Below are 23,050 nucleotides of genomic sequence, written 5' to 3' on the forward strand. Positions count from 1 at the left end.
GCGGCAACACAATCTGGAATGTTAGTTTATAAATTGATTTGGGCAATAAACTGGTTCGTTAATATTGGTTGATATTGCCTGCCAGTAAGTTACGATTTTTGTTTAATATCCTTTATAAATAATATACCCGCCGCAAAAGGGAGCGGCAGGTTATTCATGATGTTGTTAAAAAATTACCTGATCAAGGTAAGGTTGCCCGATAGCAGCTTACAAGGAGTATTGAGGTTAATGATATAGTAATACACTCCCGAAGGCAGCAGCCAGCCATTAAACTGCCCTGAAAATGGTGTGGCGTATTCTTTTGACTCGAACACCCTTTTTCCGTAACGGTTAAAGATCTGAACTAAGGTGCCGGGGAATTTTTCAAGGCCTTCTATCTTCCAGTAATCATTTATACCATCGCCGTTGGGGGTTATGGTATTGGAGAATTTTACGTCGACCAATACAACTTCGATATGTGTTTTGGTGCGCGGGCTTTCGCATGATCCTATGCTGTATGAGATATAATAATCACTGGTTTCGGTTATTAATACTTCAAAATTGCCGGTATTACTGGTTTGAAGCGGCGTTGTTGATGTAGCATCGGCATATAAATTATACATGCCTGTAGTTTTGTTTAAAACAGACAGGCCCACCTTTCCGGGCAGGCAGATCCTTTGGTCGTTTAATACCGGTGCGTCTGGGATAAATTTTTGGTTGCCAACCTCCTTGCTGAATGGTAACGGAATTGCACAGGTAGTGTTATCAGTAACTGTCAATGAATAAGTGCCTTTGCCCACATTTATTAAATCTTTATCGTTCCCCACGGTATTGCCGGTGGCGTCGGTCCAGATAAATTTATATGGAGGTACACCGCCGGAAACATCAATGCCTGTAATGCTGCCCAATAGCTGGTCGCACTCATCTGTTTTGGCTACCGGGGCATTATTTGCCGAAAATTGTAACAAAGGGGTTGCCTGTATTACCCAGGTGCCCAATACAGAAGCACATCCATTTTTATCGGTTACATGAAGCGTATATGAACCGGGGGCGGCGTTTGGAACATCGGTACCGTAACTTACTGTTGTACCGGCTGCATCAACCCATTGATAAGAACTTGGCTTTATAGTTCCCTCAAAATCAATATGCAGGCTGCCATTGTTGAGCCCGCAGGTAGTAGGTGTGTTAATAAGGTTTTTAATGGTAAATACCTCGGGTGCCAAACGGTTAACCGTAAAATAGGCGTCGTTGCTGCATTGCGTATGAGTATTTAACGCATTTAGCCGGTATGTACCATCGGCGAGATCAAAAATATCAAGGTTAGTCTGGTTAGTAGTGATGGGATTGCCATTTGGATCATACCACTGATATTTGTCTGCATTTTGAACATAAACCCCCGTTATTGCCCCGTTATTTTCCCCACATTTCGCGGGGGTTACAGCCCCGCCATAAAAGATTACCGAGTATGTTTCTGTAATGGTTATCGGCGGGGTAGAATAAGGACTGCACTCGCTTTGATCTGTGAGTACGAGGGTATAGGTACCGCCTTTAACTCCTACCAGATCTTTTGAAGTCCTAACGGTTTTGCCCGCGGCATCCAGCCATTTGTAGGTAAGTGTACCTATCCCTGAGGGGATGGGTGTAATGTTTTTTATGCTGCCGTCGGCTATACCGCAACGGGCAGGGGTCACAGCCATTGTAGATAAGTCATAATCGGGGCCCGGTTTGGCTTTTATAGGTGGCGTAAGGGTTGATGTTGCCGAACAGCCGGCCTCGTCCTGAATAGTTACAGTAAATGAGCCTTCGGGTAGGTAGGGGGCCTGGGTATTGGCCACTACTTTGCCGTTCTTGTCCTTCCATGTAAAAGTGAGATTGCCTGCACCACCGGTAAAGTTTACATTAAAAGGGAACAGTTTTTGGCGGCATTCCGGAACCGGAACAATTACGTTTTGGATCTTGATCCGAAGATCTTTTATTTCAAAAAGTTGTGTTACCTTCTGGCAGCCACCCGGGTATTGAACCGTGAGCTGATAGGTGCCGGGTAAAAGGCCCGAAACATTCTGACCATCTTTTATTGACGTTAGGCTGCCGTTCTGCTCCTTTTTGTCCCAGTGAAATAATAACCCGCTTCTGTCTTGCTTTATAGTGATGCTGCCGGGGGTACAGGTATAATGTTTAACAACTATATCATCATCACGTATTACCAATGATGAAAACGGAGAAGTGTTGTTACTACCATCGGTAGCAGTGGCTATTACTGCTTTGGCGATACTGCCTGAATATGTCCATTTGCCGCTTGCATCCGACTGAACAGTGGTAATGTAGGTTTTGCCCTGACATATAGTTCCGCAATCGTCTGAGAAGAAAAGTTCGATAGCCGAGTTTGGTGTAGCTACTCCCGATACCGCTGTACTGCCAAAATTGAGCACCTGCACAAAAGGAACGGTGTAATAATTACTTATGACGCTTATGCCATAATCTTTATTACAAAAAATGCTGTTCCGGGTTATGAGTGTATGCCTGCTGTTAAGGGATTCAATGCCATACTGATTATAACCAATGTAGTTTTTATTTGCTGCATTCGGCCCTCCAATGGTGCCCGACGAACTTTCGCCAACCCTGATGCCTTCGCCGTTTCCCAGATCGGCCGTGCCGGTTATATCAGTACCTATCTTATTACCTGTAATATTAAATGTAGCCTGCTCAATAGCGATCCCTGCAAAACGCTGCCCCGAAATAATATTGGCGCTGATATTAGCCGTAGTATTAGTAGCATTGATACTGATGCCATAAGCCTTCATAAACGCGTTCTGCTGAAATATCGGGATGTTTTTAAAATCCTTTTTGCCGGTATAATCAGTGCCTATTTTGTTATTTTGAATATTGATAGTCCCTGGCACCACAGTAAAATTGGACGTGTTGCCGATACCGATGTTTACAGCGTTGGCCGATATGATGTTGCCCATATTGGCATTTGCACCACCTATGTTAACAGTTTTGCTGATGAAAAGGTTCAATCCGTCAAAATTGCTGGCGGCTGTATAGCCGTCGTCAAGTAAACCGATTATATTGCTTTGAATGCTTGCATCGGCAAGGCCGTTAACGTTATAGTAGTTTGAATAATTAACAATACCATTAAGGTTTCCGCATATAACGTTGCCTTTGCCCGGCGCGCCTATTATGATATTTGAGGCATCACCTAAAATATAAATACCCGAACCCTGGTTAAAATCGGGATTGGAGAAATTGGTGATCTTGGCAAAGTTGCGGATATACAGGCCGTAGATCTCAATGCTTTTTGCTACCGCCCCTCCCGAGTTTGGATCGCCGTTAATAAAAAGACCGCTGAAATTTACAGGCGTTGTTTCAGGCTCAATGATAACCCGTGCATCAGATACGCCAAAAGCTATGCCAGCTTGACTTGTGCCATCAATAACAACGTTAGATGTAATAGCAGGCAACTGGCTTCTTAACCTGATGGTGCGGTCAGATACAAGCGTTCCCGGTAATTTAAACTGGATGATATCAGGCGTCGCAGTGCCATTAGCCGCGGCGTTGGTTAAAGCCTCGCGCAGCGTTCCCGGACCGGTATCGGCATTGCTGGTTACTATAAATGTAGCGCCTGAGGCTACATTGCAAAACAAGATCGATATTAGTAGTACTAAAAGTGATAATTTCTTAACAAACATTGATTTAGGTAATCAGCTGCAAAATACACTTTTTTGCTGTAAGTACACTGTGAATATTATATTGATCAGGTGGTGGTTATACAATAAACAACATCAAAATAGTGAAATGCTGTATGGTTACCTGATGATTGACAAACTGCCTGAGAGCAAATTGCAGCTTTTACCGAGATTTAAAATATAATAGTACACTCCCGAAGGAAGTCTGGTGCCATTATAAGTTCCGTCAAATGGTACGCTATAACCTTTTGATTCAAATACTTTTTGCCCGTACCTGTTAAATATCTGGACTATTGCCTGCGGATAGTTTTGAGCATTGTTTATTTTCCAGTAGTCATTTTTACCGTCGCCATTAGGTGTGAACGCATTTGGGATATCAATAGCAGATAAGCTGATGGTTATTTGCGCCTGGGTTCGTTCGCTTTCGCACTGGCCGCTAACCTGGCTTATATAATAAGTGCTATTGGGGTTTGCTTTGATTTTGAAGATGCCATTGGTTTGTTCATCCTGGTATTGAGTGCTTGTTTGCGAATCATAAAGACGATAGGTATTCCCGGCAGATGGAGAACTGACGGATAGCAAAGCTTCGCCCGGGGCGCATAATTGCAAGGGGGCAATTACCGGCGCATCTATGCTGCTGTTTTCATTTAAAACAGTATAAATGCGACTTGCCATAACGCCGCAACCACTGGCGTCCTGAACCTGCAGCGTGTAATCCCCGGCACCGACGTCTGTAAGATCTTGCGATGTAACTAAATGCTCACCGGCTACATTAAGCCATAAATAGGTGTAGGGCTGTGTGCCGCCTTTAACCTGAATGTTTTTTATACCCCCCGTATTTAATCCGCATTGATCATCGGTACGGGTTTCTGAGTTTGCCACTATTTGCAAGGGATCAATTTCGTTAACGGTAAAATCATGCGGATAAAGTGTTTCGCAGCCGCTGGCATCGGTAAAGTAAACTTTATAAGTGCCGGGCTTAAGGTTTGGGACATTTAACCCCGTACCTGCAGGTTGCCCTTCGGCGTCAATCCAGCGTGCTGTTTTAACAAGGTTATCTGTAGGTATTACGGTAATTGAGCCGTTGTTTTCACCTGTGCAACTGTTGTTAATATTAGTGTTATAATTTGGATAGACGGTTGCAGGAGTAGCATCAATAGTGTATTCCGGACTTTTCTCGCTACAGCTAAAATCATTGCTTGCAATCAGCTGATAAGTACCAGGTCCAACATCCCTAAGATCGCTTGAATTACTTGCAATTTGGTTGTTGATTTTATTTATCCATTGATAATGGGTTGCGTTTGGCGCGGTTATGCCGGTAATTGAACCGGTTGGTCCATTACAGCCTGCATTTGATTTATGGATGTTTGTTAAATCAATCGTTATTGTTTTTGACTTTAGCGTTATAGGGGCAGTTGTTATCGTGCCGCAGCCGGGGCCGGTAATTTTTAAGGTATACGTTTCTTCTGGTACCCCGTTGAGGTCTAGATTATGACCAACGACCTGATTTTGGCTATTAGTCCATGTGTAGGTATAAATATCAGTTGGCTGGGTAAAGGAGGAGACCCTGATATTAGTTATTGAACCATTACTTCCATTGCAATCGGGTGTGTGCTTATTTATTTGACTGTCATCTACATTGGCCGACAAAGAGGGTTGCGTATATTCGGACGTGGTTCCGTTTATGGTTGCGGTAGCTAAAACCGAGCCGGTTAAATGGGTGTTGTAAACCCATTTTCCGTTATTATCGGCAATCGTTGATGCAAAATATGTTTTGGGAGAACAAGTGCCACAGTCATCTGCATAAAATAATTCGATAGATGAGTGTGGAGTTGCGGTACCGCCAATGCTGTTATTGGTAACATTAGTGATGCTTGCCTGCGGCAGCGGACTGTACAGGCTATAGCTGTAAATGGGGTAAAAATCTTTGGCGCAAAAAAAACTGTTTTTGTTAAAAGACACCTTAAGAGTTTCTGTTAATTGTAATGGTTTACAATATCCAACTACATTGGCATCTTTAGGGTCGGTAGTGCCTATTTGCACATCACCCTGATAGTAAAAAACAGCTATTCCTGCACCCGGTATATTTAGCTTATGAGTGAGCGTTTTATCTATACCAATATAGTTTCTTAATATGGTGAGTTTACCGATACAATTAGAGGCAAATAAAGGTCCCTGGAAACCCGCTAGCTCGTTATCCGCTATAGTAATAGTGTTTTTTCCGGCAGGACTTCCACTTCCTATGTTAAGCCCAATACATGAGGGTATAATATCGTTAACCAGGTAATTTACACCGACCTTGTTATTCCTGATCAGAAAATTAGCAGGCGGTGAATCATCGTAGGAGTTCCACTGATAAATGGTCAAACCATTGGCAAATAAATTACCTTCGCCAGTCGTGCCACCAATGTCTATTTGTCCGGCAAGAAAGAAAAAATAAGCGCCTTGGTTATATTGTAAATTGGGTGATGTGGTAATTCCGTCAATTTCAATGTCGCAGATATTATCTTTTAAAGAGATGTTTTCACAGGTTTGACTTTTATGGTCAAAGTTAGTAGCTATCGGGAAATAAAATCCAACGATAATATTACCTTTTCCTGCCTGGCCAATTTGTATATTTTTACTGTTTTCTATATTGATACCTTGCCAGAAATAGTTGGTTTGCGTAATTGTATAGGTTGCGCACTTAATATATAAGCCAAGTACGGCTACATCAGTTTGATCATGAATGAACAAGCCCGAGACCTCCTGTGTATAATCGGCCGTTTGAAAAAGTGCAACTTTAGCGTCACTTATGCCAAATTTATCACCCGGTTGTGTGCTGCCGTCAATAATTAGGTTTGATGAAACATCCGGCAATTGGGTTAACATTGTTATCGTCCTTCCCGCCTCGCTCAAATCCGGTAAATTAAAATAAATATAATCCTTCTCCGCACTGCCATTGGCTGCCGCCAGGGTGAGTGCCTCGCGCAAGGTCCCAGGTCCCGAATCAGCATTACTGGTTACCGTGAAAACAGCCGAAAAGCTTTTAAAGCTGATGAAAAGAAAAATAGTGATAAAGAGTAAAACTCGCCTGCCCGTCATGTTTAGGTATTCAAGAGCCAAATTACATTTTTTTCCTGTAAATGCATTGTCAATATCATATTAGCTAATTGTTACTCATGTTGCAAAATCGTACCTTTGCGGTAAATTTAAGAGGGACGATTAATTCATGAAGTTGAATACAACCTATCAGGAGCAGTTTCAGTCGAGGCACATTGCTCCAAGCGCGGCCGACACGGCCAAAATGTTAAAAACCATCGGTGTAAGTACGCTTGATGAATTAATAGAGCAAACCATACCGCAAAAGATCAGGCTTGCCAAACCGCTTAACCTGTCCGCGGCAAAAAGCGAGTTCGATTACCTGAACACCTTAAAGCAAACGGCTTCAAAAAACAAAGTTTTCAAGTCATTCATCGGCAAAGGTTACTATGATGTGATTGTACCGGGCGTTATTCAGCGCAATATTCTTGAAAACCCCGGATGGTACACGCAGTACACCCCATACCAGGCCGAAATTGCACAGGGCCGCCTGCAGGCTTTGTTAAACTTCCAAACCATGGTTATCGACCTTACCGGTATGGAAATTGCCAATGCTTCTTTGCTTGATGAAGGTACTGCCGCTGCCGAGGCTATGTTTATGCAATATACCTTGCGTAAAAACAACAGCGCCAACGTTTTCTTCGTTTCCGAAGAAGTGTTCCCGCAAACTATTGATATCTTAAAAACCCGTTCAGAGCCTTATGGCATTGAACTGAGAATAGGCGACCACCGTACCGTTGAATTAACCGACGATATGTTTGGCGCTATTGTACAATATCCTGCCGGCAATGGCGCGGTTTATAACTACGCCGATTTTGCTGCAAAAGGTCATGAAAAAGGTATTAAGCTTACCGTTGTTGCCGATATCATGAGTCTTGCGCTATTAACCCCTCCGGGCGAGTGGGGTGCCGATATCGTTGTTGGTTCATCGCAACGTTTTGGTGTACCGATGGGTTTTGGCGGCCCGCATGCTGCTTTCTTCGCTACTAAAGAAGAGTATAAACGTTCTATCCCGGGCCGTATCATCGGTGTTACTATCGACAGCGCCAATAATTATGCCCTGCGCATGGCCCTGCAAACCCGCGAGCAGCACATCCGCCGCGATAAAGCTACATCAAATATCTGCACCGCACAGGCACTGTTAGCTATTATGGCTGGTATGTATGCCGTATATCATGGTCCGGATGGTATTAAGCTTATAGCAGAGCGCATTCACGGCTTAGCAATATTATTAGCCAAAACCTTAGGGCAACTTGGCTATGAGCAATTGAACGATGCTTACTTTGATACCGTTAAGTTTGATGTGGGTAACCTTGTTGGTCCTATCCATTCGGAAGCATTAAATAACGAAATGAACCTTAACTACGAAGGTTCAATAGTAACTATAGCAATTGATGAAACCACTTCGGTTGAGGATATCAAAACCATGGTAAGGTTCTTTGCCAAAGTTAAGGGTAAAACATTTAACGATGTTGATTTCGATGGCGTTAATGCAAGCCTTGAAACTGTTATTCCTACAGAACTTCAGCGTACTTCTGCATATTTAACGCACAGTCTGTTCAATACCCACCGGTCTGAACATGAAATGTTGCGTTATATCAAATCATTGGAGGCGAAAGATCTTTCGCTTTGCCACTCTATGATAGCTTTAGGCTCTTGTACCATGAAACTGAACGCTACCACCGAAATGGTACCTGTTACCTGGGCCGAGTTCAGTAAAATTCATCCATTTGCCCCAACCGACCAGGTTGGCGGTTATATGCAGCTGTTTGATGAGATCAACAATTGGCTAAGCGAAATCACCGGTTTTGCAGCCATGAGCCTGCAGCCAAACGCCGGTGCGCAAGGCGAATATGCCGGTTTAATGGTAATCCGCGCTTATCACAATGACAGGGGCGATAGCCACCGTAATATTGCTCTGATCCCTTCATCGGCACACGGTACCAACCCTGCATCTGCAGCTATGGCCGGCATGAAGATAGTGGTGGTTAAGTGCGATGATAACGGAAACATTGATGTTGCCGACATGCGCGCCAAAGCTGAGCAATACAAAAACGAGCTTTCATGCCTGATGGTTACTTACCCATCAACTCACGGCGTATTTGAAGAAAGCATCATTGAAATTTGCGAAATTATTCATGAAAACGGCGGCCAGGTTTATATGGACGGTGCTAACATGAACGCGCAGGTAGGTTTAACAAGTCCGGCCAATATCGGTGCCGACGTTTGTCACCTCAACCTGCATAAAACATTCTGTATCCCTCACGGTGGCGGTGGCCCCGGCATGGGCCCGATCGGTGTTGCAAAACATTTGGTTCCTTATTTGCCGGGTCATGCTGTGGTTGATATCGACAGAGGTAAATCAATCCATGCTGTTTCTGCAGCGCCATGGGGTTCTGCATCTATCCTCATCATATCACATGCTTACGTTGCCATGATGGGTGCCGAAGGCTTGACTAACGCTACCCGTTATGCTATCCTGAATGCCAACTACATTAAAGCCAGGTTACAGGAACATTACCCTGTACTATATGCTGGTGCTAATGGCCGTTGCGCGCATGAAATGATCCTGGATTGCCGCTCATTTAAATCGGCAGGTATCGAGGTTACGGATATTGCTAAACGTTTAATGGATTATGGTTTCCATGCACCAACCGTATCATTCCCGGTTGCGGGTACGGTAATGGTTGAGCCGACTGAATCAGAGCCTAAGCATGAGCTCGACCGTTTTTGCGATGCCATGATCTCTATTCGTCATGAAATTGCCGATGTGGTTGATGGTTTATCTGATAAAACAAACAATCCGTTAAAAAATGCGCCACATACTGTAGCTGTAATTACCGGCAACGAGTGGGAGCATCCTTATACCCGTCAAAAAGCGGCATTCCCGCTGCCTTACGTAGCTGCCAATAAATTCTGGCCTTCGGTAGGCAGGGTTAATGACACTTATGGCGACAGAACGCTGATCTGCTCATGCCCCCCGCTGGAAGAGTATGAGTTTGAAGAAAGCGTGATTGAATAGCTTTTAAATCAACCCTCCCCTAAACAAGGAGGGTTTTTATTTTTCACACAAATATATATTATGAGTTCAGCTAATCACGAAGGTAATTCAAAAGTCTCTCCCTTCAAAGGAGATTTAGAGGGGCTTATCGCTCAAACACCACAGCCCCCTTATTATGCCGTAATATTCACATCGGTACGTACCGGTGTAGAGGAAGGCTATGGCGATATGGCTGTTGAAATGGTTGAACTCGCGCGGCAGCAGGAAGGTTTTCTGGGCGTTGAATCGGCGCGTAACAATGTTGGAATAACGGTGTCTTATTGGCAGTCGGTAGAAGCTATTAAGAACTGGAAAGCTAATGCCCGGCACCTGTTTGCCCAGCAGCAGGGGCGCGATAAATGGTACCTGAATTATAAAGTACGCATTTGCCGGGTGGAGCATGACTACGCCTTTTAAATTCAATGGCTAATTCCTGTTCCGTGTTTTTTTGAACTTTATTTAATTGGCCAGATTAAATAAAATATTCACGTTGCGGAGCCGTTTTAATGTATTGTTTTTTATAATTTACAACTATAAGGAATATAACCTTTTGAATTGTGGTCTCGTATAAAACAACGCGCTTAAATTTTAGATATGAATGTTAACAATAAAGCCATAAGTGTATTGCTGGTTGATGATGATGAGATAAATAACTTTATCTCCATAAAACTGATAAAGAAAGCTTTACTTAATACAGAAATTATGGCCTGCCTGAACGGAAAATATGCGATTGAGCAACTTTCTGATATCCAGAGAAAAGACCCTAATAAACTACCCGATTATATTTTGCTTGATATTAATATGCCCATTATGAATGGCTGGGAATTTTTGGATGAGTATAAGCGCCTCAACCTCGATCCCCTGGGCAAAAGCAAGATCTATATTATTTCATCATCTGTTTTCAGCAACGATATTAACAAAGCGCGTTCATATCCGTTGGTTAAAGATTTTATCTCCAAGCCGCTCAACGTTGAAAAGATAAAAGAACTTTTTGAGGTAGCTGCCGAAAATTAAGCCGGTTTAACCTTAAAATGGTCTCCTTCTGTTTCAACGGTTCCGATAGTGAATGATTTAGCATGGTAAAACAGGCATTTCCATCCTTCGGCGGCAGCCTTTTTACCATATTCTTCGCGCAGCATCATAGCCTTGCGGCCGTCCATATCGTATTTGGCTATGAATTTCCTCAACAGTTGCTCTGGTTCGGGAAGCTCATCACCGCCAAAAAATACTTTTTCGCTTTCTATATCAAACCAAAATACCTGATGCGCCGGGCAATGACCACCCGAATGTTCATACCTGATGCCTGGTTTAAACTCACCGCTGCCTTCAACGAAAGTTATCTTAGCTCCGGCCTGTAATGCTTCAAATATTTCAACATGGTATGATGAGCCTTTCCCGCTGATCCCAAACTCCCATTCCTGTTTATTGATCACATGTTCGGCCTGCGGGAAGCTGGGTACTAATTTACCGTTCCGCTCAACTACCAAACCGCCAGAGTGGTCATAATGCAGGTGCGACATCATCACCAGGGTTACGTCATCCGGATCGAAACCCGCATTACGGATGTTTTGGTGCAGCATGAGCTCGTCGCGGGTATCTTTAAAGCCCAGACCGGTATCCAATACAATCAGATCGGTTTTTGTTTTGATGAGGAAGGGGTTAACGTGAATAAACAACGAAGCCGGGCGATCTTTGGGGTTATCGGTTTCGGGATTGAACGGGATAAATTTCTTGGTTGCATCAACCGAATATGAGCCCTCACCTAAAGCAAAAAATTCCATAGTAAACGTAGTATCAGATTTTGAATGTACCTTTGGCTCTTTAACAGAGCATAAGTATATTTACTGTTTCAAGCTGCAAAGATATGAATAAACGTTGGGCGCTAAAGGATAATACAAACCATGATGATGTAATAAAATTAGCCGCCCAACTCAACATTGATACCGTACTAAGCGCTATGCTTGTGCAGCGTGGTATTACCACCTTTGAAGATGCCCGCTATTTTTTTAGGCCCGATCACCGGCACCTGCATGACCCATTCCTGATGAAGGATATGGAAAAGGCCATCCTCCGTATTGAGCAGGCTATGACAACAGGCGAAAAGATCATGATCTACGGTGATTACGATGTGGATGGCACCACAGCGGTGGCGCTAACCTACAGTTTTTTCAGAAAGTTGTATACCAATATTGAATATTATATCCCCGACCGTTATAAAGAAGGATATGGGATATCTACCCAGGGAATTGACTATGCTGCTGAGCACGGTATTACCCTGATCATAGCGCTGGACTGCGGCATTAAATCAGTTGATAAAATTGACTATGCCAATGAAAAAGGCATTGATTTTATCATCTGTGATCACCATTTACCCGGAGCGTCTATCCCGAACGCGGTAGCGGTGCTTGACCCCAAACGCGAAGATTGCGAATATCCATATAAGGAATTATCCGGCTGCGGCATTGGCTTCAAGCTGATCCAGGCCTACGCCGAAAAGAATGATATCCCGGTTGAAGAAGTAAACTGCTATCTCGACCTGGTGGTGATCAGCATCTCATGTGATATAGTTCACATCACCGGCGAGAACAGGGTGCTGGCTCACTTCGGCCTGCAAAAAATAAATACCGATCCGTGTATAGGCGTTAAAGCTTTAATGGAGATAGCAGGCAAGACAGGGACATATACTATATCAGATGTAGTATTTTCGCTGGGTCCGCGCATTAATGCAGCCGGCAGGATAGACGACGCCAAACATGCGGTTGAATTGCTGATAGCTACCGATAAAGACGTTGCCAAAGAAAAAAGCGCCATGATCAACGTGCGCAATACCGAGCGAAAAGGGCACGATCTTAACATTACCGACGAAGCGCTTGGCATGATAGAAAGTGATGAGGTGTTGATTGCCCGTAAATCGACGGTGGTTTTTAATGAAGACTGGCACAAAGGTGTTATCGGTATTGTGGCTTCGCGACTAACCGAAAAATATTACCGACCAACCATTGTGCTTACCCGTTCAAACGGGCATGTAGCCGGGTCGGCTCGTTCTGTTTTAGGATATGATCTGTATGAAGCGCTTTGTGGCTGCAAGGACCTGCTGATCCAGTTTGGAGGGCATAAGTATGCGGCCGGCCTTACCATGGCCCCCGAAAACCTTGAAGCTTTTATTGAAAGGTTTGAAGAGGTGGTAAGCTCTACCATAAAACCCGAACAATTGATACAGCAAATACAAATTGACGCCGAATTACGTTTAAGCCAGATAGAACCAAAATTTTTCAGGATCCTGAGCCAATTTGCTCCTTTCGGGCCCGAAAATATGGCGCCGGTTTTCATAAGTAAAAATGTGTATGTTAGTGGTAACGCCGGTTTGGTTGGCGGCTCGCACATTAAAATGAGCGTAATGCAGGAAGGATCGGCAGCATTTGATTGCATAGCCTTTAACCACGGCCAGTACCTGGAACAATTAAGGCCGGGTGTTCCGTTCGAAATGTGCTATTCGATAGAAGAAAATGTTTGGCGCGAAAGAAGAACGATACAGTTGAATGTGAAGGGGATACGATTTGGAGATTAGAGGTTGGTGATTGGAGATTAGTTGGCTTGGTTCATGGTTGATAGATCATGGTTCATAGTCTGAAATTTTAATCAACAGAATCAGCAAAATCAAAATCATCAACGGTTAAATATCAGGGTAATCCATGAGTCCCATAAATCATGGTTCAGACAAAAAATGATACTAAGAGCAGATAATTTAGTTAAGAAATACAAGCAGCGTACCGTTGTTAACGACGTGTCTTTTGATGTGGCACAGGGCGAAATTGTTGGTTTACTTGGGCCTAACGGCGCGGGTAAAACCACATCATTTTATATGATAGTAGGTTTGATAAAACCTAACGAAGGCACTATTCACCTGGATAATGAAAACATAACCCAGGACCCCATGTACCGCCGTGCCCAAAAGGGCATAGGCTATCTGGCGCAGGAAGCATCGGTATTCAGAAAGCTTTCGGTTGAGGATAACATCAAGGCCGTGCTGGAAATGGGCGATATGTCTAAAGAAAAGCAAAAAGATAAGCTGGAAGAGCTGATCGATGAGTTTAGCTTGCACAAAGTGCGTAAAAACCGGGGCGACCTGCTATCGGGTGGTGAGCGCCGCCGTACAGAAATAGCCCGCGCGCTTGCTGCCGAGCCAAACTTTATCCTGTTGGATGAGCCTTTTGCCGGGGTTGACCCGATCGCGGTAGAGGAGATCCAGGCGATGGTGGCCAAACTGCGTACCCGCAACATCGGTATATTAATAACCGACCACAACGTGCAGGAAACGCTGTCGATTACCGACCGCGCATACCTGCTTTTTGAAGGTAAAATATTAGAATCAGGCGTGCCCGAGGTATTGGCTGAGAATGAAATGGTGAGGAAAGTGTATCTTGGGGCAAACTTTGTGCTTAAACGAAAGGTTTTTCCTCAATAATAACCCTATGACCCTCTTTAACTCCGTATTTACCTGGTTCATGAAAAAGCGTATCCACCAGATAGAGCTTTTTATGAAGTATCCTAATGAAGTGCAGGAAGAATGGTTTGAGCAACTGGTATCGGTTGCCGAAAATACAGAGTGGGGAAAAAAATACCAATATAAAAGTATCGAAAACCTGAACCAGTTCAAGGAACGGGTGCCTATACAAAATTACGATACGTTAAAGCCTTACATTGAGCGGATGCTTAAAGGTGAAAAAAATGTGCTGTGGCCTTCAGAGATCCGTTGGTTTGCCAAATCATCAGGTACTACCAGCGACAGGAGCAAATTTATCCCGGTAAGTGAAGAAGCGTTGGAAGAATGCCACTTTAAAGGCGGTAAGGACCTACTTACCATTTATTTCAATAATCAGCCTAACGCCCGTATGTTTACGGGGAAGATCCTAACACTTGGGGGCAGTCACCAGATCAGTCAGTTAAGTCCGGATACTTCCTTTGGAGATCTTTCGGCGGTGATCATGAAAAACCTGCCCATGTGGGCCGAATTTCACCGTACACCGCATTTAGACATCGCCCTGCTCGAAAACTTTGAGGAAAAAATTGAGAAGATAGCCCATGCTACCAAGGATGTTAATGTTACCAGTATCAGCGGCGTACCCACCTGGAACCTGGTGTTATTTAAACGCATCCTGGAGATCACCGGCAAAAATAACCTGCTTGAAATTTGGCCCAACCTGGAAATGTATTTCCATGGCGCGGTGAATTTTACACCTTACCGCGAGCAGTTTAAAAAGCTGATCCCTCACGAGGATATGTATTACCTCGAAAATTATAACGCTTCCGAAGGCTTCTTCGGCATACAAGATACCAAAGAGCCCGGCGATATGCTGCTGATGCTTGATTACGGTGTTTTTTACGAGTTTTTACCGATCGAAAACCTTCACGATGAAAACCCTGAAACGCTTACCCTTGATGAGGTGGAACTGAACAAAAACTACGCGCTCATCATATCAACCAATGCGGGCCTGTGGCGCTACATGATAGGGGATACCATTAAGTTTTCGTCGCTTTCGCCGTTCAGGATCCAGATCACAGGTCGTACCAAACATTTTATCAATGCCTTTGGCGAGGAGGTAATCATTGACAATGCCGAACGTGCATTGGACGAAGCCTGTTCACAAACCGGTGCCGTTATCAGGGAATACACGGCAGCTCCTGTTTATTTTAACGGCAATGAATGCGGTGCCCATGAGTGGATTATTGAATTTGAAAAGAAACCGGCCGAGTTTGAGCGTTTTGTTGACCTGTTGGATGAAACCCTGCGCCGCATCAACTCCGACTATGACGCCAAGCGTTTTAAAGACCTTGCACTGCGCCGCCCGATAGTACGCCGCGCACCTGATGGTACTTTCTTTAACTGGATGAGAGAAAAAGGAAAATTGGGCGGTCAGCATAAGGTACCACGCCTGGCTAATGACAGGGAATATGTGGACGCTATTTTGAAAATGATGGAGGGGGCTTTTCAGAATCAGGACTTTAAGAATTAAGAAGCAAGAAAAATATAAAGTTGTTATAGTGAGTAGCAGGCCGGAGGCCTGGGGATAGTTACCACTCGGCTGGAGCCGAGCGTCAGCTTGGTGTATGTAGGGGAATAAACAAAAAGCGCCGGCGCTCGGCTCCTGCCGAGTGCCAAACTATCAAGCGGCCTCCCGGCCACCGTAGCTCAAATCTGGCAAGCCTCCCAAATCTTCACCGCTTCCACAGCCTCCTTCACATCATGCACCCTTAAAATATTGGTGCCTTTCATAAGCGCAATAGTATTTAATGCGGTGGTACCATTCAACGCCTCAGCGGCGGTATTGCCCAGTAAACCGTAGATCATCCTTTTACGGGAGATACCAGTAAGCACCGGTAAACCCAACATATTAAATTCATTCATCCGGCTCATCAGTTCATAGCTATGCTCCGCTTTTTTGGCAAAGCCAAAGCCCGGGTCGAGGATCACGTCATGTACGCCAAGCCGTTTTAATTCGCTGTATTTCGAGAGAAAATAATCAAACACTTCGCGAAATACATCATCATATTCGGTCAGTTGGTTCATGGTTTGCGGCGTGCCTTTCATGTGCATCAAAATATATGGCACTTGCAGGCGGGCAACAGTAGCAAACATGTCACCATCAAGCATGCCGCCTGATATATCATTGATAATATGTGCGCCGCCCTTTACAGCCGCTTCGGCAACCTTTGCCCGGAAGGTATCTATCGACATAATAGCCTCCGGGAATTGGGCAGTTATAGTTTCAACAACAGGCAATAGCCTGTCTGTTTCTTCCTGTGCTGAAATATCAACCGCTCCGGGGCGTGATGAATACGCGCCAATGTCTAAAAACGTTGCACCATCGGTCAGCATTTTTTCTGCTTGTTTTAAGGCTTCATCAACGCCGGGTTTGCGGCTATCGGCAAAAAACGAATCGGGTGTAATATTGATAATGCCCATCACTTTTGGCGATGAAAGATCAATCAATCGGCCCCCGGCATTAAGTGTAACTTTTTTACGGAAAAATGTATTTTTAGTCACGGTTAGTTAAGTGTTGCAAAGTTATAATACGGCAAAGTTAACTAACTTTACAGGCGCAGGCTTCAAAACCTCCCAACATTTAAGCTTTACAACGTTACAACAAACAAAACATAGCATCTTTTGACTAATACAGCAGCAGAATACGAAGGCGTAATTAATATATGTAAAGGCCTTTTCATGAAAAAGACCCGCGATTACGGCACCGCATGGCGCATCCTCCGTCCGCAATCCATTACCGATCAGATTTTTATCAAGGCCCAGCGAATCCGCACTTTAGAAGAGAAAAAAATTTCAAAAGTGGGCGATGATATCACCGGCGAATACATCGGCATTGTTAACTATTGTGTGATAGCCATGATGCAGCTGGAATGCGGCCCCGAAATGTCGACCGAGCTTAACCCTGATCATGTGAGCCAGATGTTTGACGAGAAGGTGAATGAAACCAAAGAGCTGATGTTTGCCAAAAATCATGATTACGGCGAAGCATGGCGCGATATGCGCATAAGTTCATTGACAGATCTGATACTGATGAAACTGCTCCGCGTAAAACAGATAGAAGATAATCAGGGCCTTACAGAAGCTTCAGAAGGTGTAAAAGCCAATTACCAGGATATGCTGAACTATGCCGTTTTCGCGCTGATCAAGCTTAATATACATCTGGGCAAATAAAGCTTATGAAAAATACATCATCAAATAGCGCTGTAATATGGATCCCACGCTTATTGGTGGGCTTATTGTTTATATTTTCGGGAGCGATCAAAGCCAATGATCCGCTGGGCTTTTCGTATAAGCTGGTTGAGTATTTTGAGGTTTTTCATATGACTTTCCTCAATGGGCTTGCGCTTACGATGGCTATTGTGTTATGCGCGCTTGAAATGTTGCTGGGTTTCGCTTTACTAATAGGTGCCCGCGCTGTTAAAGTTGCCTGGGGCTTGTTATTGTTGATTATCTTTTTTGGCTTTTTAACTTTTTACTCGGCCTTTTTTAAAGTGGTGCAAACCTGCGGCTGCTTTGGCGATGCCATTCCCTTAACACCATGGCAGTCCTTCAGTAAGGATATGGTTTTGCTTGCTCTGGTGCTGGTATTGTTTGTAAAGCGCAAAGAAATTAAGCCATTATTTAGCGCGAAGGTTGGCGATAAGTGGCTGATATGCGCTGCCGTAGTTTCGGTTGGCTTCGGCGTATACACCTACAACTTTTCGCCGGTCATTGATTTTCTGCCATACAAAATAGGTGCTAACCTGCCCGACGAAATGAAGATCCCGCCCGGTGCACCTCTTGACGAGTTTGAACTTACCTATCACCTCAAAAACAAAAAGACTGGCGCTACCAAGGTGATGAACGATAAGGAATACCTTAAAAGTAATATCTGGAAGGACGCCAGTTGGGAAGTTGTTGGTGACCCGGAAAACCGCCTGGTGAAAAAGGGATATGAGCCTAAAATTCGTGACCTGGCTATCCAGGATGAACAGCGGAACGATTATACCAAAGAATTACTTTCGAGCCCTTTTTATAGCCTGTTCATTGTAGCCTATGATTTGAGCGAAACAGATAAAGATGCGATCAACCGTCTCAACGCATTGGCAATCAATTTAACCGATAATTATAATATCCGTACCGTACTGCTCACCTCAAATTCCGCAGCCGATGCCAAAGCGTTTGCCAAAGAGCATAAGCTGATCAGCGAAATCTTTTATGCAGATGGCGTTCCGCTGAAATCAATGGTGCGTTCCAATCCGGGCGTTTTGTTAATTAAGAATGGCACCGTTATTAATAAGTGGCATTATCATTCGGTGCCTAAATACGAAGACATAGTAAAGGAATACTTACAGAAATAGCAAAATGATCCCCTACCTGCTCCGCAAATTACTATATGGGCTGGCAGTAATGCTGGGGGTAGTGTTTGTTGTTTTTTTCCTGTTCAATATTTTACCTGTCGACCCTGCCCGTATGACCCAGGGGCAGCGTGCCGACGTACAATCGCTTCAGGCCGTACGCAAAGAGTTTGGGCTGGATAAACCAGTACCGGTGCAATTTGCCTATTATCTGAATGATCTTTCCCCATTAGGTATCCATCTTAATACGGCCGACGAGCAACAGCGCTACGGCTATGTAAAACTGTTCCCGGTAAGCAAGAGTAAAGTACTTGCACTGAAATGGCCTTATTTAAGGCGTTCATACCAAACCCGTAAAGATGTAGCTTCATTATTGATGGAAGTGATCCCGAATACGTTAGTGCTTGCAGCTGCCGCTATGATCTTCGCTATTATTATCGGTGTTTTTTTGGGCGTGGCAAGCGCGGTGAACAAAGATACCTGGATTGATAAGCTGGCTATTAGTTTTTCAACACTGGGCATTTCTGCGCCCTCTTTTTTTGCAGGGATCATTATTGCCTGGATCTTTGGTTTTGTGCTGAGTAATTACACGCATTTAAACATGTCGGGCAGTTTGTATAGCTATGATCCGTTTAAAGGCGAAGTGATTACACTTAAAAACCTAATATTACCGGTTATCACTTTAGGCTTAAGGCCATTGGCTATCATTGTGCAGCTTACCCGTAACGCCATGCTCGATGTTTTGGGGCAGGATTACATCCGAACTGCCAAAGCGAAAGGATTAAGTAACCGGACGATTATTTATCGTCACGCGCTTAAAAATGCCATGAACCCGGTAATTACCGCCATTGCCAACTGGTTTGCGTCGCTTTTGGCAGGTTCGTTTTTTGTGGAATACATTTTTGGTTATAACGGATTAGGCAAAGCTACTGTTGATGCTTTGGAAATGTCGGATTTTCCGGTGGTGATGGGCTCTATATTGTTTATCGCGTTTATATTTGTGGTGATCAGTATACTGGTGGATGTTATCTATGTTTGGATTGACCCTCGGGTAAAATTAAGCTGAAGAAATTTTTATGAAATATTTTATTGTGGGCTTTATGGGGTGTGGCAAAACAACCTGGAGCCGCAAACTTGCCGCCAAATGGGGCTACGCATTTATTGATCTTGATCATGTGCTCGAAGCCAAAGCAGGCATGAGCATAGCCGAATATTTTTCCTCATTTGGCGAGGATGCATTCCGTAAACTGGAATCGCAGGTATTAAAAGAAACTGAATATGCCGAAAATACGGTGGTATCGACCGGTGGAGGATTGCCTTGTTTTTTTGATAACATGGATTGGATGAATGCCAACGGTAAAACTCTCTACATAAAGCTATCTCCCAAAACCCTGGCCGACAGGTTGGAGAACAGCAAAACCATTCGTCCGGTATTGCAAGGGAAAAAAGGCGATGAACTGGTAGAATTTATCACCGGCAAACTGGCCGAGCGTGAAGGTTTCTACCTGCAGGCAAGCAACATCGTTGAAGGGATAGATATGTCGGTTGAGAAGCTGGAAGAGGCGCTGGGGGTGTAATAATCAGGAAAGAGAGAATTATATTTCCGTCATTGCGAGGAACGAAGCAATCGCTAACTATACAGGGCGGACCTGCTAATAGGGGATTGCTTCGTTCCTCGCAATGACGAGTGTAAATAACAAAATTAATTATCCTACCTCAAATAAACCGCATCCTCTTCGCCATCTTCTTCATCAAGCACTACATCAACATGCTCTTTGATAACGGTTGAAAGGGCTACACCGGCAAAATCCGTAGTGATAGGGAAACTTTTATGATTGCGGTCAACCAATACCGCGGTACGGAGCTTTTTCAGCGGAACATCCAAAAATACACCAAAGCCGTAAGCAAGGGTTTTACCGCTGTTCAGCACATCATCAACCAGTATCACCACTTTATTACTGCATTCTTCTACCTCAAAATCAATATTGGCGCTTAAGCTGCTGCTTTGTTTTTCAAGTTCGATAGTAAGCAGGCGGCTTTTGAAAGGCGCAATGCCATCGAGGATGGTTTTCAGGCGCTCGGCAATGTGGTTGCCACGCGGCAGGATACCGGCTATCAATATTTCATCCTCGTCAAAGTTGTCCTCCAGTATCTGGTAGGCCATCCTGTCGAGCTTTTGCTGGATCTGTTGCTTATTTAATATGAGAAGCTTTTTTTCAGGCATTTTTATCAGCATTATTTGTTGCTCTTTTTAAAAGAGCTTTTATGCGGAATGGTGATAAAACTACATTAGGTTTATTTCCCGCACGTCTCAAATTTATATAAATAAAACTTACTTAGCGTAAGGGAAAAACACAAAGTTTGCGCCTTCGGGAACCACTACAAATACGCACATAAATTGGTACGGATCTTTGTAGCTGTTAACAAAGCGTTCTTTCAGTACAGGCTTTATAACGTCTCGTTCTACAAATTCTTCCAATGTAGAAGCATGAATACTCCATTCCGAGTTTAAATCATGACGATCAAGGATTAATTCGCCTAAACTAAGTTCGTGCTGATGAGCTATGAAAATAGGGTAGGAAGAGAGTCCTTCGTTAATGATCTCTTCGGCTATCTCTTTAATTGAGTCGTTAAAATATTTCAGGTCACGCTCCAAACTTATCAGCGGACTCTCAGCCGCCGGTTTGTTGCGTTCATTTCCTTCGTTAAGCAGTTCTTCAGGGTTCATGACCGTTGATTTTTTTGATTACGCTGATTTCGTTGATTTTTTTGGGATTACACCGATTATTAGATGATTACACCGATTTGTTTTTGTGATCGTACCGATTCTTAAACATCATGGCTATGAACTATCAACAATGAACTATACGCTAAGAAAAACTAATCTCTAACCTCCAACCTCTAATCTCTCAAAACAAGCAACACCACATTCTCCACGTGCTGGGTATGCGGAAACATATCTACCGGCTGAATTTTAACCGTATCATATTTTTCTTTTAGCACCAGCAGGTCACGGGCCTGGGTGGCGGCATTGCAGCTTACATAAACAATTTTAGGAGCTTCAATTTCCATTAAGCGGGCTACTACATCAGGGTGCATGCCTGCACGTGGCGGGTCGGTAATGATCACATCCGGCTTGCCATGCTCAGCTACGAAATCGGCCACCAATACATCTTTCATATCACCCGCATAAAACTTGGTGTTGGTGATATTGTTAATGGCCGAATTTACCTTAGCATCTTCAATAGCAGTTGGTACATACTCAACACCAACAACTTCACGCACGTGACCGGCAACAAAGTTGGCAATGGTGCCGGCGCCGGTGTAAAGGTCATAAACCAGTTCATCGCCTTTAAAACCCGCAAAATCGCGGGTTATTTCATACAGACGAAGTGCCTGTACAGAGTTGGTCTGGTAAAATGACTTAGGCCCTATGCGGAACTTGATGCCATTCATTTCCTCGTGGATATATTCGGGGCCTTTAAAGGCTACAACATCCTGGTCAAAAATAGTATCGTTCTTTTTCTGGTTTACGATATATAACAATGAAGTTATTTCCGGGAAACGGGCGTCAATGTGGCTCATCAGGTTATCAATCTCGCTTTGTTCTGCGTAAGCGAAAACTACAATCACCATGATCTCGCCGATTGATGAGGTACGTACAACCAAATTGCGGAGCATACCGCTGTGATTACGCAGATCGTAATACGTATAACCCTGTTGAATGGTAAAATCACGGATCTCGTTACGCAGACTGTTGGAGGGCTCAGCCTGCAGATAGCAATGGTTTACGTCCAGGATCTTATCAAACCTGCCCGGAATATGAAAACCCAGAGCATTCATGTTCAGTGTACCATCTTCTTTGTTTTCACCATCGTAAAGCCAGCGTTTGTTGGAGAAGGTAAATTCAAGCTTGTTGCGATAATACCTGTCGGCCGGCGAAGGCACGATAGGCATGATACCTTCAACGTTGATCTTAGCCAGGCGACTTAAGGCATCTACAACTGACTTTTGTTTAAATTTAAGCTGGGCCTCGTAGGTCATGTGTTGCCATTTGCAGCCACCGCAGGTGCCGAAATGCTCGCAAAAAGCTTGCGTTCGGTATTCAGAAGCTTGTTTTAATTCGGTGATCTTGCCTTCGCCGAAGTTTTTCTTACTACGGTATACCTGTACATCGGCCACATCGCCGGGTACGGCCTTATCTACAAAAAGCACAAAGTCATCGGCTTTGCCTACGCCTTTGCCTTCTTCGGCAATGTCAATGATCTGTACGTTCTCAAAAAACTTTGGTTTGTTAGCTTTACTCATCAGGCTGCAAAGTTAACCCTATTTATTTAATCCTGAAAATAGGAGAGGAGGGACAAAAGAAAGCCGGTCGCCTTTA

The 23,050-nt window shown here is 44.0% G+C and carries 17 protein-coding genes; 10 read left to right on the plus strand and 7 right to left on the minus strand.

Features of this window, described 5'->3' with window-relative positions:
- Positions 1–173: 173 nt before the first annotated feature.
- Both FHW88_RS00325 and FHW88_RS00330 read right to left on the minus strand, forming a co-directional pair.
- On the minus strand, positions 174–3,668 hold the full coding sequence (locus tag FHW88_RS00325) for a gliding motility-associated C-terminal domain-containing protein (protein ID WP_176622285.1): 3,495 nt from the start codon (positions 3,666–3,668) through the stop codon (positions 174–176).
- Between the two features lie 117 nt (positions 3,669–3,785).
- Positions 3,786–6,749, minus strand: coding sequence for a gliding motility-associated C-terminal domain-containing protein (locus FHW88_RS00330; RefSeq protein WP_176622287.1), 2,964 nt, complete (start codon positions 6,747–6,749; stop codon positions 3,786–3,788).
- A gap of 127 nt (positions 6,750–6,876) precedes the next feature.
- Here FHW88_RS00330 and gcvP point away from each other — a divergent pair, with 127 nt between their 5' ends.
- The 3 genes from gcvP (at position 6,877) to FHW88_RS00345 (ending at position 10,800) form a co-directional block, all read left to right on the plus strand.
- Positions 6,877–9,768, plus strand: coding sequence for an aminomethyl-transferring glycine dehydrogenase (gene gcvP / locus FHW88_RS00335; RefSeq protein WP_176622289.1), 2,892 nt, complete (start codon positions 6,877–6,879; stop codon positions 9,766–9,768).
- A 60-nt stretch (positions 9,769–9,828) separates the two neighbouring features.
- Positions 9,829–10,203, plus strand: coding sequence for an antibiotic biosynthesis monooxygenase family protein (locus FHW88_RS00340; RefSeq protein WP_139160066.1), 375 nt, complete (start codon positions 9,829–9,831; stop codon positions 10,201–10,203).
- Positions 10,204–10,380: 177 nt separating this feature from the next.
- A complete protein-coding gene (locus FHW88_RS00345; protein WP_090534180.1) occupies positions 10,381–10,800 on the plus strand; it encodes a response regulator in 420 nt (139 codons plus the stop codon).
- Here FHW88_RS00345 and FHW88_RS00350 read toward each other — a convergent pair.
- A complete protein-coding gene (locus FHW88_RS00350; RefSeq protein ID WP_090534178.1) occupies positions 10,797–11,567 on the minus strand; it encodes an MBL fold metallo-hydrolase in 771 nt (256 codons plus the stop codon). The two genes, FHW88_RS00345 and FHW88_RS00350, sit on opposite strands and share 4 nt — an antisense overlap.
- Positions 11,568–11,650: 83 nt before the next feature.
- Between FHW88_RS00350 and recJ the strand changes: the two genes are divergently transcribed.
- From recJ to FHW88_RS00365, 3 genes are all read left to right on the plus strand, one after another.
- Entirely contained in the window at positions 11,651–13,354 is a 1,704-nt protein-coding gene (gene recJ / locus FHW88_RS00355; protein WP_090534176.1) for a single-stranded-DNA-specific exonuclease RecJ, read from the plus strand.
- 156 nt (positions 13,355–13,510) lie between these two features.
- Entirely contained in the window at positions 13,511–14,251 is a 741-nt protein-coding gene (lptB, locus tag FHW88_RS00360) for an LPS export ABC transporter ATP-binding protein (RefSeq protein ID WP_090534174.1), read from the plus strand.
- 7 nt (positions 14,252–14,258) lie between these two features.
- Positions 14,259–15,800: a GH3 auxin-responsive promoter family protein gene (locus tag FHW88_RS00365; RefSeq protein ID WP_090534172.1), complete on the plus strand. Its 1,542-nt coding sequence runs from the start codon at positions 14,259–14,261 to the stop codon at positions 15,798–15,800.
- Between the two features lie 176 nt (positions 15,801–15,976).
- Here FHW88_RS00365 and folP read toward each other — a convergent pair whose 3' ends face one another.
- Positions 15,977–16,831, minus strand: a complete 855-nt coding sequence (gene folP / locus FHW88_RS00370) for a dihydropteroate synthase (RefSeq protein WP_317171289.1) — start codon at positions 16,829–16,831, stop codon at positions 15,977–15,979.
- A gap of 177 nt (positions 16,832–17,008) precedes the next feature.
- Here folP and FHW88_RS00375 point away from each other — a divergent pair, with 177 nt between their 5' ends.
- The 4 genes from FHW88_RS00375 to FHW88_RS00390 are packed head-to-tail and all read left to right on the plus strand — an operon-like array spanning position 17,009 to position 20,243.
- Positions 17,009–17,500, plus strand: coding sequence for a DUF1599 domain-containing protein (locus FHW88_RS00375; RefSeq protein WP_090534301.1), 492 nt, complete (start codon positions 17,009–17,011; stop codon positions 17,498–17,500).
- Between the two features lie 5 nt (positions 17,501–17,505).
- Positions 17,506–18,669 (plus strand): BT_3928 family protein, encoded by a 1,164-nt coding sequence (locus FHW88_RS00380; RefSeq protein WP_176622290.1) that lies wholly within the window; start codon positions 17,506–17,508, stop codon positions 18,667–18,669.
- A 4-nt stretch (positions 18,670–18,673) separates the two neighbouring features.
- The gene (locus FHW88_RS00385) at positions 18,674–19,732 is read left to right on the plus strand and encodes an ABC transporter permease (protein WP_176622291.1); all 1,059 of its coding nucleotides are present in this window, start codon (positions 18,674–18,676) and stop codon (positions 19,730–19,732) included.
- Positions 19,733–19,742: 10 nt separating this feature from the next.
- Positions 19,743–20,243 (plus strand): shikimate kinase, encoded by a 501-nt coding sequence (locus FHW88_RS00390; RefSeq protein ID WP_176622293.1) that lies wholly within the window; start codon positions 19,743–19,745, stop codon positions 20,241–20,243.
- A 134-nt stretch (positions 20,244–20,377) separates the two neighbouring features.
- Here the strand turns inward: FHW88_RS00390 and FHW88_RS00395 are convergent, their stop codons facing one another.
- The 3 genes from FHW88_RS00395 to rlmD form a co-directional block, all read right to left on the minus strand.
- Entirely contained in the window at positions 20,378–20,890 is a 513-nt protein-coding gene (locus tag FHW88_RS00395) for a phosphoribosyltransferase family protein (protein WP_090534299.1), read from the minus strand.
- A 108-nt stretch (positions 20,891–20,998) separates the two neighbouring features.
- Positions 20,999–21,394 carry a hypothetical protein gene (locus FHW88_RS00400; RefSeq protein WP_112652683.1) on the minus strand — a complete coding sequence of 132 codons (396 nt, stop codon included), beginning with the start codon at positions 21,392–21,394 and terminating at the stop codon, positions 20,999–21,001.
- Positions 21,395–21,567: 173 nt separating this feature from the next.
- Positions 21,568–22,974: a 23S rRNA (uracil(1939)-C(5))-methyltransferase RlmD gene (rlmD, locus tag FHW88_RS00405; RefSeq protein WP_176622295.1), complete on the minus strand. Its 1,407-nt coding sequence runs from the start codon at positions 22,972–22,974 to the stop codon at positions 21,568–21,570.
- Positions 22,975–23,050 lie beyond the last annotated feature (76 nt).

It is taken from the genome of Mucilaginibacter sp. SG538B (genome assembly GCF_013376065.1).
Taxonomy (GTDB): domain Bacteria; phylum Bacteroidota; class Bacteroidia; order Sphingobacteriales; family Sphingobacteriaceae; genus Mucilaginibacter; species Mucilaginibacter rubeus.

Excerpts from the sequence above, each read along its gene's own strand:
- FHW88_RS00325 (WP_176622285.1), bottom strand. The coding sequence starts at position 3,668 with ATGTTTGTTAAGAAATTATCACTTTTAGTACTACTAATATCGATCTTG.
- FHW88_RS00330 (WP_176622287.1), bottom strand. The coding sequence starts at position 6,749 with ATGACGGGCAGGCGAGTTTTACTCTTTATCACTATTTTTCTTTTCATC.
- gcvP (WP_176622289.1), top strand. The coding sequence starts at position 6,877 with ATGAAGTTGAATACAACCTATCAGGAGCAGTTTCAGTCGAGGCACATT.
- FHW88_RS00340 (WP_139160066.1), top strand. The coding sequence starts at position 9,829 with ATGAGTTCAGCTAATCACGAAGGTAATTCAAAAGTCTCTCCCTTCAAA.
- FHW88_RS00345 (WP_090534180.1), top strand. The coding sequence starts at position 10,381 with ATGAATGTTAACAATAAAGCCATAAGTGTATTGCTGGTTGATGATGAT.
- FHW88_RS00350 (WP_090534178.1), bottom strand. The coding sequence starts at position 11,567 with ATGGAATTTTTTGCTTTAGGTGAGGGCTCATATTCGGTTGATGCAACC.
- recJ (WP_090534176.1), top strand. The coding sequence starts at position 11,651 with ATGAATAAACGTTGGGCGCTAAAGGATAATACAAACCATGATGATGTA.
- lptB (WP_090534174.1), top strand. The coding sequence starts at position 13,511 with ATGATACTAAGAGCAGATAATTTAGTTAAGAAATACAAGCAGCGTACC.
- FHW88_RS00365 (WP_090534172.1), top strand. The coding sequence starts at position 14,259 with ATGACCCTCTTTAACTCCGTATTTACCTGGTTCATGAAAAAGCGTATC.
- FHW88_RS00375 (WP_090534301.1), top strand. The coding sequence starts at position 17,009 with ATGAAAAAGACCCGCGATTACGGCACCGCATGGCGCATCCTCCGTCCG.
- FHW88_RS00380 (WP_176622290.1), top strand. The coding sequence starts at position 17,506 with ATGAAAAATACATCATCAAATAGCGCTGTAATATGGATCCCACGCTTA.
- FHW88_RS00385 (WP_176622291.1), top strand. The coding sequence starts at position 18,674 with ATGATCCCCTACCTGCTCCGCAAATTACTATATGGGCTGGCAGTAATG.
- FHW88_RS00390 (WP_176622293.1), top strand. The coding sequence starts at position 19,743 with ATGAAATATTTTATTGTGGGCTTTATGGGGTGTGGCAAAACAACCTGG.
- FHW88_RS00395 (WP_090534299.1), bottom strand. The coding sequence starts at position 20,890 with ATGCCTGAAAAAAAGCTTCTCATATTAAATAAGCAACAGATCCAGCAA.
- FHW88_RS00400 (WP_112652683.1), bottom strand. The coding sequence starts at position 21,394 with ATGAACCCTGAAGAACTGCTTAACGAAGGAAATGAACGCAACAAACCG.
- rlmD (WP_176622295.1), bottom strand. The coding sequence starts at position 22,974 with ATGAGTAAAGCTAACAAACCAAAGTTTTTTGAGAACGTACAGATCATT.